We start from the raw sequence: 15,380 nt of genomic DNA on the forward strand, positions 1-15,380 counted from the left end.
CGAAGGAGCCACTCATGTCGGTGACGGTGCCGCCGTTCGCGGTGATCCCGGGTGCACAGGTGGGGGAGGCGCTGCAGGGACGGGAACCCGAGGTCGTCGCCCTCATGGAGGAGACCTACCGGCTCCACGACGCCGGCCGGACCCACAACCCGCCGTCGTACTTCCTCACGTTCGAGGACCGTCCCACCTCGCGGATCATCGCGCTCCCGGCGTCGGTCGGCGGCGACGTGAACGTCGACGGGATCAAGTGGGTCTCGAGCTTCCCGGAGAACGTGGCGGCGGGGGTGCCCCGCGCGTCGGCCGTGCTGATCCTCAACGACCACGACACGGGCTATCCCTTCGCCTGCCTGGAGGCGTCGATCATCAACGCGAGCCGCACCTCGGCCTCGGCGGCGCTGGCCGCCGACCGGCTGACCCGCGGCCGGGAGCGGCCCCGCCGCGTCGGCTTCTTCGGCGTCGGGCTCATCGCCCGCTACCTCCACAAGTACCTCGCGGCCACCGGGTGGACGTTCGACGAGACCGGCGTGTTCGACCTGAAGACCGAGAGCGCCGAGGGCTTCCGCGGCTACCTCGAGACGCAGGACGGCACGGGCACGATCACCGTCCACGACGACGCCGAGTCGCTGATCCGGGGCAGCGACCTGGTCGTCTTCGCCACGGTGGCCGGCACGCCCCACGTGCACGACCCGGCGTGGTTCGACCACCACCCGCTCGTGCTCCACGTCTCGCTGCGCGACCTCGCGCCCGAGGTCGTGCAGGCGTCGACGAACATCGTCGACGACGTCGACCACTGCCTGCGCGCCAACACCTCGGTGCACCTGGTGGAGCAGGAGACCGGGAACCGCGACCACATCGACGGCACGCTGGGCGACGTCCTCGAGGGGCGGATCACGCTCCCGACCGACCGGACCGTGGTGTTCTCGCCGTTCGGCCTCGGCATCCTCGACCTCGCGCTGGGCAAGGACGTCTACGACCACGTCCGGGAGACCGGCGGCCTGCACGTGGTCGACGACTTCTTCCACGAGCTCAAGCGGTACGGCTAGGTGAGCTCGCCGGGGGTGACCGCCCCCCGCTGCAGCGCCGCGTTGGCGAGCTCGACGCGGCGGCGCGTGCTCGCCGGGTCCAGGTCGAACTTGTCGTAGAGACGCAGCAGGTGCTGCTTGACCGCGGCCTCGGAGACGACGAGCTCGGTGGCGACGGCGCGCGCCGTCGCGGGCTCGGTGAACACGGCACCGGAGAACAGCGGCCGGCAGAGCGCGACGAGCACGTCGCGCTCGCGGCGGGTGAGCTCCGGGGGCCGGTGCGGTGCGGTCGTGGGCGCCGAGCGGCCCGCCGGACCACGGAACACCAGCCGCGTCGACCCGACCTGGATCGCGTCGCCGTGACGCAGGGCGCGCTCGGCGATGAGGCGCTCGCCCGCCACGACGGTCCCGTTCGTGCTGCCGAGGTCGCGGATCGCCCAGCCCGCCCCGTAGGACTGCAGTACGGCGTGCAGGGAGGACACCTGGCCGTCGTGGTCGAGCACGACCCCGTTGCCCTCGTCCCGCCCGATGGTCATCGTCGGTCCGTCGAGCAGGACCACCTCGACGCCGCCGGGCCGCCACACCTCGAGGAAGCTCGGCGCGCGCACCCCGTCGCTGGTCACCCTCGCCTCCTCCGCACGCGTCCGTAACACCGCCGCGATCCCCGACGACAGTCACCGACCGTCACATTCGAGTGAGAGTACGCCAGACGGTCTATCACGTTCGAGGGCGTGTGCGACATAGTGTCATCAGGGTCGATCGACGGGAGGGGGTGACCCGTGTGACCGAGCGTTTCGGGCCGTACGAGCTACTCCGCGTGGTCGGTCGGGGCGGGATGGGTGAGGTCTTCGAGGCCCACGACACCGAGCACGACCGGGTCGTCGCCCTCAAGCGCCTCGCGGCCGAGGCCGCCGGCGACGACGAGTACCAGCGGCGCTTCCGCCGCGAGGCCCGGCTGGTCGCCCGCCTGCGCAGCCCGCACGTCATCCCGATCCACTCCTACGGCGAGATCGACGGCCAGCTGTTCCTCGACATGCGTCTCGTCGGGGGCGCCGATCTCGAACAGGTCCTGCAGACCGAGGGCCGGCTCCCGCCCGCGCGGGCGGTGGCGATCGTGGAGCAGGTCGCGTCCGCGCTGGACGCCGCCCACCACGCGGGCCTGATCCACCGCGACGTGAAGCCGTCGAACGTCCTCATCGACGACGGGGTCGGCGCCCACGACTTCGTCTACCTCGTCGACTTCGGGATCACCCGCTCGGTGGGGGGCGACGAGAGCGCGCCGCTCACCGGCACCCGCGTCCTCATCGGGAGCCTCGACTACATGGCCCCCGAGCGGTTCTCGGGCGAGGGCGGGCACGGGATCGACGTCTACGCGCTGGCGTGCCTCCTGTTCGAGTGCCTCACCGGGAGCAGGCCCTACCCGATCGACGAGCCCGTCGAGCTCATGACCGCGCACCTCACCTGGACCCCGCCCACGCCGTCGCGCTCGGTGTCCGGCCTGGACCCGGCGTTCGACGCCCTGATCGCCTCGGGCCTGGCCAAGGACCCCGCGAAGCGGCCCGCGAGCGCGGGCGAGCTCGCCGCCGCGGCCCGGGCGGCGCTCGACGCCGGCGCCGGCCGGGCGGTGCCGTCGACCCCCACCACGGCGCAGTGGCGCCGGAGCGAGGCCCGGGGAGAGGACGAGCCCGCGACGCCCGCCGTGCCCCGTCGGGGCGGCACCCAGCAGTCGGCCGCCTCCGCGCCGATCGAGGTGCCCACCACGGTCGTGCCCGCCACGGGCGCGGGCCACGCGGTCCCGGCCGACGCCACGACGGTCCTGCGGCCGGCCGCACGGGCGACGGGCGCCGCCCACGCCCCACCCCGCGGTCCCGGCGGCCCGCCCCGGACCGCGATGCGCCCGGGCTGGACCCCGGGGCAGCAGCCCCCGGCGGGGAGCGGGGCCCGGCGTCCGACGGGCGCGGCACCGCACGCGGGCCGGCCGGCCGGGGCCCACGCGCCGCCGACGCGGACGCCCGCCCCCGCGGATCCGACGTCCGACCTGCGGGTCCACCAGCCCCGCGCCGTCTCGGTGGCCGGTCCGGCCCCCGAACCGGCGCCGATCACCGACCCGGCCCCGTCGGCCTCGCCCGACCGGCGACGCCTCCTGCGCAAGACGCTGTGGATCGTCCTGTCCGTCCTCCTCGTGGCGCTGGTCGTCGCGGGCGCCGTGTACGTCGCGGTGCTCCTGACACCCGCCGCCGGCTGATCGGAGGTCCCGCCATGGACGACGTCCCGACACCACGCCGACCCTTGCTCCTCGGTGACAGAACCCTGACCCCGAGCAGCGGGAAGGGTGGCCGCGCGGCGATGTCGACGCGGCCCGGCCCGGCCCATCCTTGGAGTCACACCGGAACGACGACAGCGAAACCGAGGAGGTCGCCATGACCATCATCTCCGCGCCCCAGCAGTACAACACCGACGACCTCTTCGTGGACCTCAACGCGATCGTCGAGCGCCACCTCTTCCTCAAGGTCGAGGGCATGAACTTCGCGGGCTCCGTGAAGCTGAAGGCCGCGGCCTCGATGATCGGGGCGGCCCAGGCCGAGGGCAGGCTCAACCCCTGGTCGATCGTCGTCGAGTCGTCGTCGGGCAACCTCGGCGTCGCCCTCGCGATGGTCTGCGCGAACTACGGCTACCGCTTCATCTGCGTCACCGACGACCGCTGCAACATGCAGACGCGCAAGCTCATCGAGGCGTTCGGCGGCGAGGTCCACGTCGTCGACGTGCCCCACCCCGAGACCGGCCTGCTCGGCGCCCGCCTCGAGCACCTGGACTCGATCTGCGCGGAGAACCCCGACGCCGTCTGGCTCAACCAGTACGAGAACCCGGCCAACGCGGGCGCCCACTACGCCCAGACCGGCCCCGCGATCGCCCGGACGTTCCCGCACGTCAACGTCGTGTTCGTCGGCGCCGGCACCTGCGGGACGCTGATGGGCACCGCCCGCTGGTTCAAGCAGCACCGCCCCGACGTCAAGATCGTCGCGATCGACGTCGAGGGCTCGGTGAGCTTCGGCGGCCCGGCCGCGTCCCGCCGCATCCCGGGTCTGGGCATGGGCATGACCCCGCCGGCGCTCGACCGCTCGATGATCGACGACGTCGTCATCGTGCCCGAGACCGAGACCCTGCGGATGTGCCAGCGCCTCGCGATGCGCGGGTTCCTGTTCGGCGGCTCCACCGGCACCGTCGTCGCGGGTGCCGCCGACTGGATGGGCCGCAACGGGTGGCCCGGCATGACCGCCGTGACCCTCGCGCCCGACTCCGGCGAGCGCTACCTCGAGACCGTCTACGCCCCGCTCTGGCGCGAGGAGCACTACGGCGCCCGCGCCCGTCTGACGGGCCGTCACGTCCTGCCCGACAACCTGCCCACCGCCCCGCCTGCGTCCACCGCCTGACCAGTCGATCCCGCCCAGCCCCCACCGGAAAGCCCGATCCCGACCGGGAGTCACCCATGTCGTCCACGATGCAGCAGCCCGCCGCCGGTAACCTCGACCTCCGTCCCGGCCGTCCCCCGATCCTGTGGACGAACCCCGGTCCCGACCCCGTCGGCTGGGCGGCGCACTTCCGCAACGACGTGCGCCAGATCGTGGCCCGTCACGGCTCGGTGATGATCCGGGGCCTCGGGGTCCGCGACCACGCGCAGACGGCCGCCGTGTTCGGCCGGCTCGCGGCGGTCGGCCTGCTGGCCGAGCGTGAGCCCTTCGCGCCCCGCACCGCGCTCGGGAACGGGCTGTACTCGTCCACCCAGTGGCCGGCGACCCAGCAGATGTGCCTGCACAACGAGCTGAGCTACCTGCCCGACCCGCCCGCCTTCATGTTCTTCGCCTGCCTGACCCCGCCCGCCGCCGGCGGGGCCACCCCGGTCGGCGACGCCTCGGCCGTGCTCCAGGCGCTGCCCCAGCCCCTGGTGGCGCGACTCGACCACGAGGGCTGGCTGCTGGTCCGCAACTACAACGACGAGATCGGCGCGTCGTGGGCCGAGGCCTTCGGCACCAGCGACCGTGGTGCTGTCGAGCACTACTGCCGCAGCCAGGGCATCGAGTTCACCTGGAACGGCGACGGCCTGAGCACCCGCCAGCGCCGCCGCGCCGTGGTGCGCCACCCCGTCGACGGACGCCCCTGCTGGTTCAACCAGGTCGCGTTCCTCAACGAGTGGACGCTGGACCCCGACATCCGCGAGTACCTCGTCGAGTCCTACGGCCCCGACGGCCTCCCGTTCACCACGCGCTTCGGCAACGGCGAGCCGATCGGCGAGGACGTGGTCAACCTGATCAACAACGCCTACACCGCCCACACCGTGAGCGAGCCGTGGCAGGCGGGCGACGTCATGGTCGTCGACAACATCCGCACCGCCCACGGCCGCGAGCCCTACCAGGGCGACCGCGAGGTGGTCGTCGGGATGGCGGACGCGATCCGCCTGGGGTGAGTCGGGCCCTCGCGGGGCGGAGAGGCCCAGATCGGGCCCAGGATCCGGTCGAGGTGGTCGTTGGCGAACAGGCCGGCGGGGTCGACGTCGCGGCGTACGCGTCGGAAGTCGTCGAACCGCGGGTAGAGCTGCGCCAGGTCCGTGGCGTCGAGGTGGTGCTCCTTGCCCCAGTGGGGGCGCCCGCCCGCCGCGGCGGCGACGTCGCCGAACGCGGCGAAGTACGCCCGGTACGGCGCGCCGACGTACTGGTGGATCGCGACGTAGGCGGTGTCGCGGCCGTGGGCGGTCGAGAGCCAGACGTCGTCGGCGGCGGCGACCCGCACCTCGACGGGGAAGAGCACGGGGTGCTCCAGGTGGGACACGAGGGTGCGGAGTTCGGCGAGCACCTCGCCGAGGCGCGCCCGGGGCAGCGCCCACTCCGACTCCACGAACCGGACGCGGCGGGTCGTCGTGAACACCCGGTCGGAGCGGTCGCCGTACTCGCGGGCCGAGAGCACCGCGCCGGCGACGCGGCCGAGCGGGACGGCGGTGCGGGGCAGCGCGCGCCCGACCCGGCACAGGGCCCCGAAGGCGGCGTTCTCGACGAGGTCGTACTCCACGAAGCGCCGCAGCGGGTGCAGGGGCGGCGGCGCCTCGGCGGCCGGCACGCGGTGGTTGCGCTTCACCAGGGCGTGGTCGCCGTACGGGAACCAGTAGAACTCGACGTGGTCGGCCCCGGTGAGCAGGCCGTCGAGGTCGCCGAGCACCTCGTCCAGCGGCTCCGGGCGCTCGCTCGCCCGCAGGGTGAAGGCGGGCACGGCCTGCAGGGTCACGTGGGTGACGACGCCCAGCGCGCCGAGCCCGACCCGGGCGGCGGCGAACAGCTCGGGGCGCTCGGCGGCGTCGGCGTGCACGGGTGTGCCGTCGGCGAGCACGAGGTCGAGCGCCGTGATCTGCGTGGCCAGCCCGCCGAGCCGGGCGCCGGTGCCGTGCGTGCCGGTGGCGACGGCCCCGGCGACGGTCTGGGCGTCGATGTCCCCGAGGTTCGCCAGCGCCAGGCCGTGCGCGTCGAGCGCGCCGTTGAGGGCGCGCAGCGTGGTGCCGGCGCGGACCCGGACGCGGCGGGTCGTGGTGTCCAGCGACTCGAGGCCCGTCCAGTGCCGCAGGTCGATCGCGTGGTCGTCGGTGGCGGCGAGCGCGGTGAACGAGTGGCCGCTGCCGCGAGGGCGCAGGTGCGAGCCCCGGGCGGCGTGCACCGCGGCGACGACGTCGTCGACGGACCGGGGGAGGTGCACGTGGGACGGGGTGGCGACCACCGTCCCCGCCCAGTTCCGCCACGTACCGCGAGCCACCCCGGCACCGTAGCGTCGCCGGGGTGATCGACCGCTGGGATCGCGCCACCGCCGACCTCGACCCGCCGTTCGCGATCGTCGATCTCGACGCCTTCGACGCCAACCTCGACGACCTCGTCGCGCGGGCGGCGGGGCTCCCGATCCGGCTCGCCACCAAGTCCGTGCGGTGCCGCGCCCTCATCGAGCGCGCGGTCGACCGGCCGGGCGTCACGGGGCTCATGTGTTACTCGCTGCGCGAGGCGCTCTGGCACGTCGGGAACGGCACCGGCGACGACGTGCTCGTCGGCTACCCGACGGTGGACCGCGCCGCGCTGCGCGACCTCACCGGCGACGAGGACGCCCGGGCCGAGGTGACGCTCATGGTCGACTCCGTCGAGCACCTCGACCTGGTCGACGCCGCCGTGGGGGCCCGGCACCGGGAGCTGCGGGTGTGCCTCGACCTCGATGCCGCCTGGCGCCCCGTGCGCGGCGTGCACGTCGGCGCGCGTCGCTCACCCGTCCGCAGCCCCGAGGAGGCCGGGGCGCTCGCCCGGGCCGTCACGGAACGCCCCGGCTTCCGGCTCGTCGGCCTCATGGCCTACGAGGGCCAGATCGCGGGGGTACCGGACGCCACCGGCTCGCGGGCCCGCGACACGGCGGTGCGGTGGATGCAGCGACGGTCCGCCGCCGAGCTCGCGGAGCGCCGGGGGGCGGTGGTGCGCGCCGTGCGCGAGGTGGCCGACCTGGAGTTCGTCAACGGCGGCGGCAGCGGCAGCGTCGAGACCACCCGCGCCGACCCGTCGATCACGGAGATCGCGGCGGGCTCGGCGCTGATCGGCTCCACGCTCTTCGACGGCTACACGCGCATGCACCCGCGGCCCGCGCTCGCCTACGCGCTGTCCGTGGTGCGCCGTCCCGACGACCGGACGGCCACGCTGGCCGGCGGTGGCTGGGTGGCCTCCGGGCCGGCGGCCGCGTCGCGGCTCCCGTCCCCGGTCCGCACCGACCTCGCGCTGACCGGCACCGAGGGCGCCGGGGAGGTGCAGACGCCGGTGCGGGGCCGGGCCGTCCCGGCCCTCGGTGACCGCGTGTGGATGCGCCCCGCCAAGGCCGGCGAGCTCGCCGAGCACCTCACCGCGTACCACCTCGTCGTGGGCGACCGCGTCGCGCGCACCGTGCCGACCTACCGCGGCGAGGGGAAGGCGTTCGGGTGAGGGGGCCGGCTAGCGCTGCTCCTCCGGGCCACCCGGCACCCAGAGGACGTCGCCGCCCGGGTTGGCCACGCGCCCGAGGATGAACAGCAGGTCCGAGAGCCGGTTGAGGTAGTGCGCGGGCAGGGTGCTCGTGCGGTCGGGATCGGCCGCGATCACGGCCCACGTGCTGCGCTCGGCGCGACGGGTGACCACGCGCGCGATGTTCAGGTAGGCGGCCGCCGGGGTGCCGCCGGGCAGGATGAACGAGTCGAGCTTGGGCAGGTCGGAGTTGAACTGGTCGCACCAGCCCTCGAGGCGCTCGATCTGGCGCTCGGTGACGCGCAGCGGCGGGTACTCCGGGTTCTCGATCACCGGGGTGGCGAGGTCGGCGCCCACGTCGAAGAGGTCGTTCTGGATCTGGCGCAGCGGGGCGACGATCGCCTCCGGCGGCGACCCGACGGAGAGCGCGACGCCGATCGCGGCGTTCGCCTCCTCGGAGTCGGCGTAGGCCGAGAGCCTCGGGTCGGTCTTCGGCACGCGCGAGAAGTCCGACAGGCCCGTCGTCCCGTCGTCGCCGGTGCGCGTGTAGATCCGGGTCAGGTGTACGGCCACGACGTCAGTCTAGGGACGCGGCGAGGTGTGCGGCGGCGCCGAGCACCGACGCGGCCTGGACGGCGACGAGGTCGCGCAGCGGGACGCGGGTGGCCGGCGCGCGCCCGGCGGCCTCCGCCGCCCACACCGCGAAGCGCTCGGCGAGGTCGGCACGGGCCGCGCGCACCGCGGGCCGGACGTTGCCGAGCGCCTGCTCGGCGTCGAGCGCGCGCAGGAGCATGCCGCCGTAGCGCAGCCGCGCCATGTCCACGACCTCGTCCAGCGAGGCGTGCTCGGCGACGGTCGCGGGCCGGTCGGGGTCCTGCGCGGCCCGGCGCGCCAGGTCGGTCGCGCTGCCCGCGAGGAACGGGGCGAAGAAGCGGGTGGCGCGCACGAACGGCGACTCGTGCACGAGGCCGGCGAGGTCGGTGAGGGCGCCGGTGAGGGTGGTCGCGAGGTCGTCGAGGGCCTCGGCGGCGCCGCGCAGCAGCGTCGCCCGGTGGTCGCCGCTCGCCGCGTCGTCGCCGAGGCGGTCGTCGCGCCAGTAGGGCACCTCGGTGACCAGCGTCAACGTGCCGTGGCGGGCGGCGTAGGCGCCGGTGGAGTTGCCGCCCGCGAGGTTCTCGTGCTCCCCGGTGACCTCGAGGTGGTCGTAGGCGTCGCGGATGTCGAGCGAGCGGTAGATGCCCTCGGCGAGCAGCGGGATCCACGGGGCCTCGGGCTCGCCGCGGTGCAGGCGGAGGCCGACCTCGGCGGGGACGGCCTGGAGCACCGGGTGCAGGTCGGGCTCGGGGCGGCTCAGGTAGTGGTAGACGCCGCCGACCTCGGCGTTGTGCAGTGACGCCATGAGCACCGGGCGGTGCTCGTCGACGAGCCGCATGAGCGCGAGCGTCTCGGGCAGCACCGCGTCGAACCACGCGTCCTTGTGGGCGAGCGGGAAGCTCCACTCGATCTGCTCGGTGCCCGCCTGCCGGTAGAGGTGGCGGGCGTAGTGCTCGCGGGTGAAGGGCCCGGTGAGCCAGCCCTCGTTGAGCCGCAGGCCGTCCGGGTCGATGCACGGGACCACGTGCCACGTGAGCCCGAGCCGGGCGCGCAGCCCGTCGTCCTCCGCGAGCCGCCGCGCCAGGTGCAGCGCGGTGAGCCCGCCCACCGGCTCGTTCGGGTGCGGCAGGCCGATGACCAGCGCGGACGGCCCCGGCCCGCCGACGGTCAGGGCCGTCAGCGGCTCGCCCTGGCCCGACGTGCCGATCCGGCGGCGGGTGACGACGCCGGGGTGCTCGGCGGCGAGCCTCGCCGACTCCGTCGCCAGCTCGTCGGCCCCGGCCAGCGCGTCGCGGGGCGGGACGGCGGCCATCTCCGCGACGAGCCAGCCGGGCAGGGGAGCGGTCACGGCCCGGAGGGTGCCAGCGTCAGCGGCTCAGCGCCCCCGCGAACTCAGGCACGGCACGGTCGAGGGCCGCCGCGGTGCCGGGCACCGAGCCCGAGGAGAACGCGTCGCTCGTGGTCTTGTCGTCGAGGATGACGAGGTGCCCGGCCTGCGCCGCCGGGGTCCGCGAGAGCACCGGGTCGGTGCGGATCGCGTCGGCGCTCGCGTTGATCGGGAAGACGACGGTGAGGTCGGAGGAGAGCAGGCCGACCTGCTCGCCGGAGAGCGGCACGTAGAACGACCCGTTCGCGCTGCTCGCGAGCGCCTCGATCTGCGGCGGGGTCGTGAACCCGAGCTCGTTCATGACGTCGACGCGCGCGTCGCCGGGGACGTAGGCGCCCCACTGGCCGCCGAAGAAGGCTCCGACGCCGGCGGGCCGGCCCGCGAACCCGGGGTTCGCGGCGGTGGTGGCGCGGAACTTCTCCTCGAGCCCGGCGATCTGGCGGGCGCCCTCGTCGGGCTTGCCCAGCGCCGCCGACACCATCGTCATCTGCTGGCGCCAGGTCGTCCCGTAGGAGGCGGCGAGCCCGGGCGGCGGGGAGACGGTGGGCGCGATCTGGTTGAGCGTGTCGAAGCGCTGCCGGTCGCCCGAGGAGCGCGTGTCGAGGATGAGGTCGGGCCGCAGGGCGGCGACGGCCTCGTAGTCGAGCTGCGTGGTGCCGAGGATCGTCGGCGGCGTCGTGTACGGCGGCGACCAGGGGCCGACGCCCGTGCCACCGAAGGCGAGCCAGTCCGACGCGCCGACCGGCTGGACCCCGAGGGTCAGCGCGGTCTCGGCGTCCGACCAGCCCAGCGCCACGATCCGCTGCGGCGCCTCCTCGACGGTGACCGGCCCGAACATCGTGTCGATCGTGGCGGGGTAGGCGCTGCCGACCGCCGAGCCGGCGGGGGCGCCGCCGGAACCACCCGAGCCGCCGCCACCGCACGCGGCGACGGCGAGCAGGGCGAGGGCGCAGGCCGCGAGGGCGAGGCGGCGGACCACGGGGACTCCTGACGTCGGACGGGACACTTCGGACATGCGAAGGCTAGGCAACCCTAACGGGTAGGGTGCGCGCGTCGTCGGGGGTTCGCGGTCGGTCGGAGGCGTGCAGCGAGGTGGTCGCGGAGGTGACGTCGCCCGGCGAGACCCGCACCGGCGCGCGCCCGGGGTCCGCGGCGCGCGTCCTCGGGCTCGTGGGGCTCGTCGCCCTGGCCGTCGTCGTGCTGCTGATCAGCATCGGCATCGGCTCGCGCGACATCGGCCTCGCCCAGTCCTGGTCGCTGCTCTGGGGTGGCGACGGCGGTGACGCGACCGGTACCGAGGCCGCGATCGTCCGCGACCTGCGCCTGCCCCGCGGCCTGCTCGCCCTCGCCGTCGGCGCGGCGCTGGGCCTCTCGGGCGCGGTGATGCAGGGGCTGTCGCGCAACCCGCTCGCCGACCCCGGCCTGCTCGGGGTCAATGCCGGCGCCGCGACCGCGGTGGTCATCGCCGTCGGCGCGTTCGGGATCGGCACGGTCACCGGCTACGTGTGGTTCGCCCTGGTCGGCGCCGCCGTGGCGATGGCGGGGGTGCACGTGCTCGGGGCCACCGGGCGCTCGTCGGGCACCCCCGACCGGCTCGTGCTCGCCGGCGCGGCGGTCACCGCCGTGCTCATCGCCCTCGTCAACGCCGCGCTCGTGCTCTCGCCGCGCACGTTCGACTCGTTCCGCTTCTGGAACCTCGGCTCGCTGTCCGGCCGGGGCCTCGACGTGCTCCTCGCGGTGGCCCCGTTCATCGCCGTCGGCGTGGTCGCGGCGTTCGCCATGGCCCGCGCCCTCGACACGCTCGTGCTCGGCGACCGTGCCGGCACCGCCCTCGGGCTCGACGTCGGGCGCACCCGCGTCTCCGCGGGCGTCGCGGCGACGGTGCTCGCCGGCGCGGCCACCGCGGCCGTCGGGCCGATCGCCTTCCTCGGGCTGGCCGTGCCGCACGCGGTGCGGTTCCTGGTCGGGCCCGCGCACCGCTGGGTGCTGCCCTACACCGCTGTCCTCGGCGCCATCGTGCTGCTCGTCGCCGACGTCGTGGGCCGGGTGCTCGCGCCGCCCGGGGAGATCCAGGTGGGCGTCACGACGGCGGTGCTCGGCGTGCCCGTCTTCGTGGCGCTGTGCCGCCGGCGCCGGCTGGTGAGCGTGTGAGCGCGCCACCCTGCCGCGTCCGGCCCCGCCCGTCACCGGCCGCCTCGTCCGCCTCGCCGGCGGCCGTGTCTCGCTCCGCGTGGGCCCGCGGTCGGTCGCCGTCGGCGCCGTCTCGGTGCTCGTCGTCGTCGTGGGCGCCGTGCTCTCGCTGACCACCGGCGAGGCCCCGCTGACGGTGTCCGAGGTGGGCGAGACGCTGGTGGGCCAGGGCAGCCGCTCCACCGAGTTCGTCGTGCTGACGCTGCGCCTGCCGCGCCTGCTGCTGGCGATCGGGGTGGGCGCGGCGCTGGCGGTCAGCGGCGCGGTGCTGCAGAGCCTCTCGCGCAACGTGCTCGGCAGCCCGGACGTCCTCGGGTTCACCACCGGGGCCGCGACGGGCGCGCTCGTCGCCATCGTCGTGCTCGGGGCCAGCACGCTCGGGACGTCGGTGGGCGCCCTGATCGGCGGCGTCGTCACCGCGCTCGTCGTCGTCGGGCTCGCCGCCGGGCGGGGGACGCAGGGCCTGCGCCTGGTGCTCATCGGCATCGGCGTCGGCGCGATGCTGCTGGCGGTGAACAGCTGGCTGATCACCCGCGCCGCCCTGCAGACCGCGGTGGACGCCCAGGCCTGGCTGCTCGGTGACCTGTCGAACCGCGGGTGGACCCAGATGGTGGCGCTCGCCGTCGCGCTGGTGCTCCTGCTGCCGATCGTGCTGGTCGGCGCGCGCCGCCTGGCCCTGCTCGAGCTCGGTGACCGCCCGGCGGGCGGCCTCGGTGTCGACGTCACCCGCACCCGCACCGTCGCGCTGCTCGCCGCGGTCGGGCTCGCCGCCGCCGCGACCGCCGCGGCCGGGCCGATCCCGTTCCTCGCGCTCGCCGCACCCCAGATCGCCCGGCAGCTCAGCCGGTCGGCGACGCCGGTCCTCGTCCCGTCGGCGCTGCTCGGGGCGGCGATGCTCGTGGTCAGCGACCTCGCCGTGACCCGCCTCTTCGCGCCCGTCCCGCTGCCCGTGGGCGTCGCCACCGGTCTGCTCGGCGGCCTCTACCTCGTCGCCCTGCTGGTCCGCATGTGGCGGGGGAGCACGACGTGACCGCATTCCAGGGAGCCTCATGACCCGCCTTCTCGCCCAGGACGTGACGCTGGGCTACGAGGGACGCACCGTCGCCACCGACCTCTCGGTCGCGATCCCGGACGACTCGTTCACGGTGATCGTCGGGCCGAACGCGTGCGGCAAGTCGACGCTGCTCGCGGCCCTGGCGCGCGTCCTCGCGCCGCAGAAGGGCGCGGTGGTGCTCGACGGGCACGCGATCTCGAGCTACCGGTCCAAGGAGGTCGCGCGCCGCCTCGGCCTGCTGCCGCAGACGGCCAGCGCGCCCGGGGGCATCACCGTCGGCGACCTCGTCGCCCGCGGGCGTTATCCGCACCAGCAGCTGCTCAAGCAGTGGTCGGACGACGACGAGAAGGCCGTCGTCGAGGCGATGACGCTCACGAACGTCGCCGACCTCGCGGACCGCGCCGTCGACGAGCTCTCCGGCGGGCAGCGCCAGCGCGTCTGGCTCGCGATGGCGCTGGCCCAGGAGACGCCGATCCTGCTGCTCGACGAGCCGACGACCTACCTCGACATCTCCCACCAGGTCGACGTGCTGGAGCTCTGCGCCCGCCTGCACGACGAGTCGGGGCGCACCCTCGTCGCCGTGCTCCACGACCTCAACCAGGCCGCGCGCTACGCCACCCACCTCATCGCGCTGCGCCCGGGCGGAGTAGTGGCCGCGAGCGGGCCGCCGGCCGAGGTCCTGACCGAGGAGCTCGTCACCGACGTCTACGGCCTCGCCTGCCGCGTGGTGCCCGACCCGGAGACCGGCACCCCGATGGTCGTCCCGCGCCGCCCGCTGCGCGGCCCCGCGTCGGAGACGGGGGCCCGCAGCGGCGCCGCCGACGGGGCCCTCCGGGCCGACGGGTAGCGTCCTGCCGCGATGAACGAGCACTTCGTGGTGCGCGGCTCGGGCCCGCTGTCCGGGGCCGTCGACGTCGTCGGCGCCAAGAACAGCGTGCTCAAGCTCATGGCGGCGGCCTTGCTGGCCGAGGGCCGGACGATCCTGACGAACTGCCCCGAGATCCTCGACGTGCCGCTGATGGCCGACGTCCTGCGCAGCCTCGGCTGCACGGTCGACGTCGACGGCGCCACGGTGACGATCGACGTGCCGGCCGACCTGACCTCCGAGGCCGACTACCGCTCGGTCTCGCGGCTGCGGGCCTCGGTGTGCGTGCTCGGGCCGCTCGTCGCCCGCTGCCGCCGTGCCGTGGTGCCCCTGCCGGGTGGCGACGCCATCGGCTCGCGGCCCCTCGACATGCACCAGGCGGGCCTGCGCCTGCTCGGGGCGTCCAGCGAGATCTCCCACGGATGCGTGGTCGCGGACGCCGAGACGCTGCGCGGCGCCCAGATCTGGCTCGACTTCCCCAGCGTCGGGGCCACCGAGAACATCCTCATGGCCGCGGTCTTCGCCGACGGCACGACGGTGATCGACAACGCGGCGCGCGAGCCCGAGATCGTCGACCTCGTGACGATGCTCCAGCAGATGGGCGCCAAGATCGAGGGCGGCGGCACGTCGACGCTCACCGTCCACGGCGGCGGGGCGCTCACGCCCACGAACCACCGGGTGATCGGCGACCGCATCGTGGGCGCCACCTGGGGCTTCGCCGCGGCCATGGCCGGCGGCGACGTCACCGTGCGCGGCGTCGACCCGCACCACCTCGACCTCGTGCTCGACCGCCTCGCGCAGGCGGGCGCCGAGGTCAGTGCGCAGGACGAGGGCTTCCGGGTCGTCATGGAGAGCCGCCCGCGCTCGGTGGACTGGGTGACGCTGCCCTACCCGGGCTTCGCCACCGACCTCCAGCCCATGGCGATCGCGCTCTCCGCCATCTCCGAGGGCACCTCGATGATCACCGAGAACGTGTTCGAGGGCCGGTTCCGGTTCGTCGAGGAGATGGTGCGGCTCGGCGCCGACGCCCGCACCGACGGCCACCACGCCGTCGTGCGTGGCGTCCGGCGGCTGTCGTCGGCGCCGGTCTGGGCGTCCGACATCCGCGCCGGCGCCGGGCTCGTGCTCGCCGGGCTGTGCGCCGACGGCGAGACCGAGGTCTGGGACGTCGCCCACATCGACCGCGGCTACCCGCTGTTCGTCGAGAACCTCGCCGCCCTCGGCGGCGGCATCCACCGGGTGGTGGCGCCGCCGGTGCGGTGAG

General features: G+C 75.0%; 14 protein-coding genes. 9 read left to right on the top strand and 5 right to left on the bottom strand.

Annotated features, from left to right (window positions below):
* The first annotated feature begins 14 nt into the window (after positions 1-14).
* On the top strand, positions 15-1,043 hold the full coding sequence (gene sbnB, locus ACQPYN_RS09640) for a 2,3-diaminopropionate biosynthesis protein SbnB (protein ID WP_433036277.1): 1,029 nt from the start codon (positions 15-17) through the stop codon (positions 1,041-1,043).
* Here sbnB and ACQPYN_RS09645 read toward each other — a convergent pair.
* Positions 1,040-1,645, bottom strand: coding sequence for an FHA domain-containing protein (locus ACQPYN_RS09645; protein ID WP_433036279.1), 606 nt, complete (start codon positions 1,643-1,645; stop codon positions 1,040-1,042). The genes sbnB and ACQPYN_RS09645 overlap by 4 nt on opposite strands.
* A gap of 158 nt (positions 1,646-1,803) precedes the next feature.
* On the opposite strand from ACQPYN_RS09645, the gene ACQPYN_RS09650 reads away from it, so the two are divergent.
* The 3 genes from ACQPYN_RS09650 (at position 1,804) to ACQPYN_RS09660 (ending at position 5,484) form a co-directional block, all read left to right on the top strand.
* On the top strand, positions 1,804-3,267 hold the full coding sequence (locus ACQPYN_RS09650) for a protein kinase domain-containing protein (protein WP_433036281.1): 1,464 nt from the start codon (positions 1,804-1,806) through the stop codon (positions 3,265-3,267).
* 175 nt (positions 3,268-3,442) lie between these two features.
* Entirely contained in the window at positions 3,443-4,453 is a 1,011-nt protein-coding gene (sbnA, locus tag ACQPYN_RS09655) for a 2,3-diaminopropionate biosynthesis protein SbnA (RefSeq protein WP_433036283.1), read from the top strand.
* Positions 4,454-4,509: 56 nt separating this feature from the next.
* The gene (locus ACQPYN_RS09660; protein ID WP_433036285.1) at positions 4,510-5,484 is read left to right on the top strand and encodes a TauD/TfdA family dioxygenase; all 975 of its coding nucleotides are present in this window, start codon (positions 4,510-4,512) and stop codon (positions 5,482-5,484) included.
* On the opposite strand, the gene ACQPYN_RS09665 is transcribed toward ACQPYN_RS09660, so the two are convergent.
* Complete coding sequence (locus ACQPYN_RS09665) at positions 5,427-6,815, bottom strand: D-arabinono-1,4-lactone oxidase (protein ID WP_433036287.1); 1,389 nt, start codon at positions 6,813-6,815, stop codon at positions 5,427-5,429. The two genes, ACQPYN_RS09660 and ACQPYN_RS09665, sit on opposite strands and share 58 nt — an antisense overlap.
* A 23-nt stretch (positions 6,816-6,838) precedes the next feature.
* Here ACQPYN_RS09665 and ACQPYN_RS09670 point away from each other — a divergent pair, with 23 nt between their 5' ends.
* Entirely contained in the window at positions 6,839-8,008 is a 1,170-nt protein-coding gene (locus tag ACQPYN_RS09670) for an amino acid deaminase/aldolase (RefSeq protein ID WP_433036289.1), read from the top strand.
* Between the two features lie 9 nt (positions 8,009-8,017).
* Here ACQPYN_RS09670 and ACQPYN_RS09675 read toward each other — a convergent pair whose 3' ends face one another.
* From ACQPYN_RS09675 to ACQPYN_RS09685, 3 genes are read right to left on the bottom strand one after another with little or no spacing between them, the layout of a single operon-like run.
* Entirely contained in the window at positions 8,018-8,599 is a 582-nt protein-coding gene (locus tag ACQPYN_RS09675; RefSeq protein ID WP_433036291.1) for a cob(I)yrinic acid a,c-diamide adenosyltransferase, read from the bottom strand.
* A 4-nt stretch (positions 8,600-8,603) separates the two neighbouring features.
* Positions 8,604-9,968 (bottom strand): M14 family zinc carboxypeptidase, encoded by a 1,365-nt coding sequence (locus tag ACQPYN_RS09680; RefSeq protein WP_433036293.1) that lies wholly within the window; start codon positions 9,966-9,968, stop codon positions 8,604-8,606.
* A 19-nt stretch (positions 9,969-9,987) separates the two neighbouring features.
* On the bottom strand, positions 9,988-10,986 hold the full coding sequence (locus ACQPYN_RS09685; protein WP_433036295.1) for an iron-siderophore ABC transporter substrate-binding protein: 999 nt from the start codon (positions 10,984-10,986) through the stop codon (positions 9,988-9,990).
* Between the two features lie 125 nt (positions 10,987-11,111).
* Here ACQPYN_RS09685 and ACQPYN_RS09690 point away from each other — a divergent pair, with 125 nt between their 5' ends.
* From ACQPYN_RS09690 to murA, 4 genes are all read left to right on the top strand, one after another.
* Positions 11,112-12,158 (top strand): FecCD family ABC transporter permease, encoded by a 1,047-nt coding sequence (locus ACQPYN_RS09690; RefSeq protein ID WP_433036297.1) that lies wholly within the window; start codon positions 11,112-11,114, stop codon positions 12,156-12,158.
* A gap of 79 nt (positions 12,159-12,237) precedes the next feature.
* Complete coding sequence (locus ACQPYN_RS09695) at positions 12,238-13,227, top strand: FecCD family ABC transporter permease (protein ID WP_433036299.1); 990 nt, start codon at positions 12,238-12,240, stop codon at positions 13,225-13,227.
* 19 nt (positions 13,228-13,246) lie between these two features.
* The gene (locus ACQPYN_RS09700; protein ID WP_433036301.1) at positions 13,247-14,098 is read left to right on the top strand and encodes an ABC transporter ATP-binding protein; all 852 of its coding nucleotides are present in this window, start codon (positions 13,247-13,249) and stop codon (positions 14,096-14,098) included.
* 12 nt (positions 14,099-14,110) lie between these two features.
* A complete protein-coding gene (gene murA / locus ACQPYN_RS09705; RefSeq protein WP_433036303.1) occupies positions 14,111-15,379 on the top strand; it encodes a UDP-N-acetylglucosamine 1-carboxyvinyltransferase in 1,269 nt (422 codons plus the stop codon).
* The last annotated feature ends 1 nt before the right edge of the window (position 15,380 follow it).

This window comes from Actinomycetospora sp. CA-053990, assembly GCF_050948445.1.
Lineage (GTDB): Bacteria > Actinomycetota > Actinomycetes > Mycobacteriales > Pseudonocardiaceae > Actinomycetospora > Actinomycetospora callitridis.

Coding starts and splice junctions, on each gene's coding strand:
- ACQPYN_RS09700 (WP_433036301.1), top strand. CDS start 13,247: ATGACCCGCCTTCTCGCCCAGGACGTGACGCTGGGCTACGAGGGACGC.
- murA (WP_433036303.1), top strand. CDS start 14,111: ATGAACGAGCACTTCGTGGTGCGCGGCTCGGGCCCGCTGTCCGGGGCC.
- sbnB (WP_433036277.1), top strand. CDS start 15: ATGTCGGTGACGGTGCCGCCGTTCGCGGTGATCCCGGGTGCACAGGTG.
- ACQPYN_RS09660 (WP_433036285.1), top strand. CDS start 4,510: ATGTCGTCCACGATGCAGCAGCCCGCCGCCGGTAACCTCGACCTCCGT.
- sbnA (WP_433036283.1), top strand. CDS start 3,443: ATGACCATCATCTCCGCGCCCCAGCAGTACAACACCGACGACCTCTTC.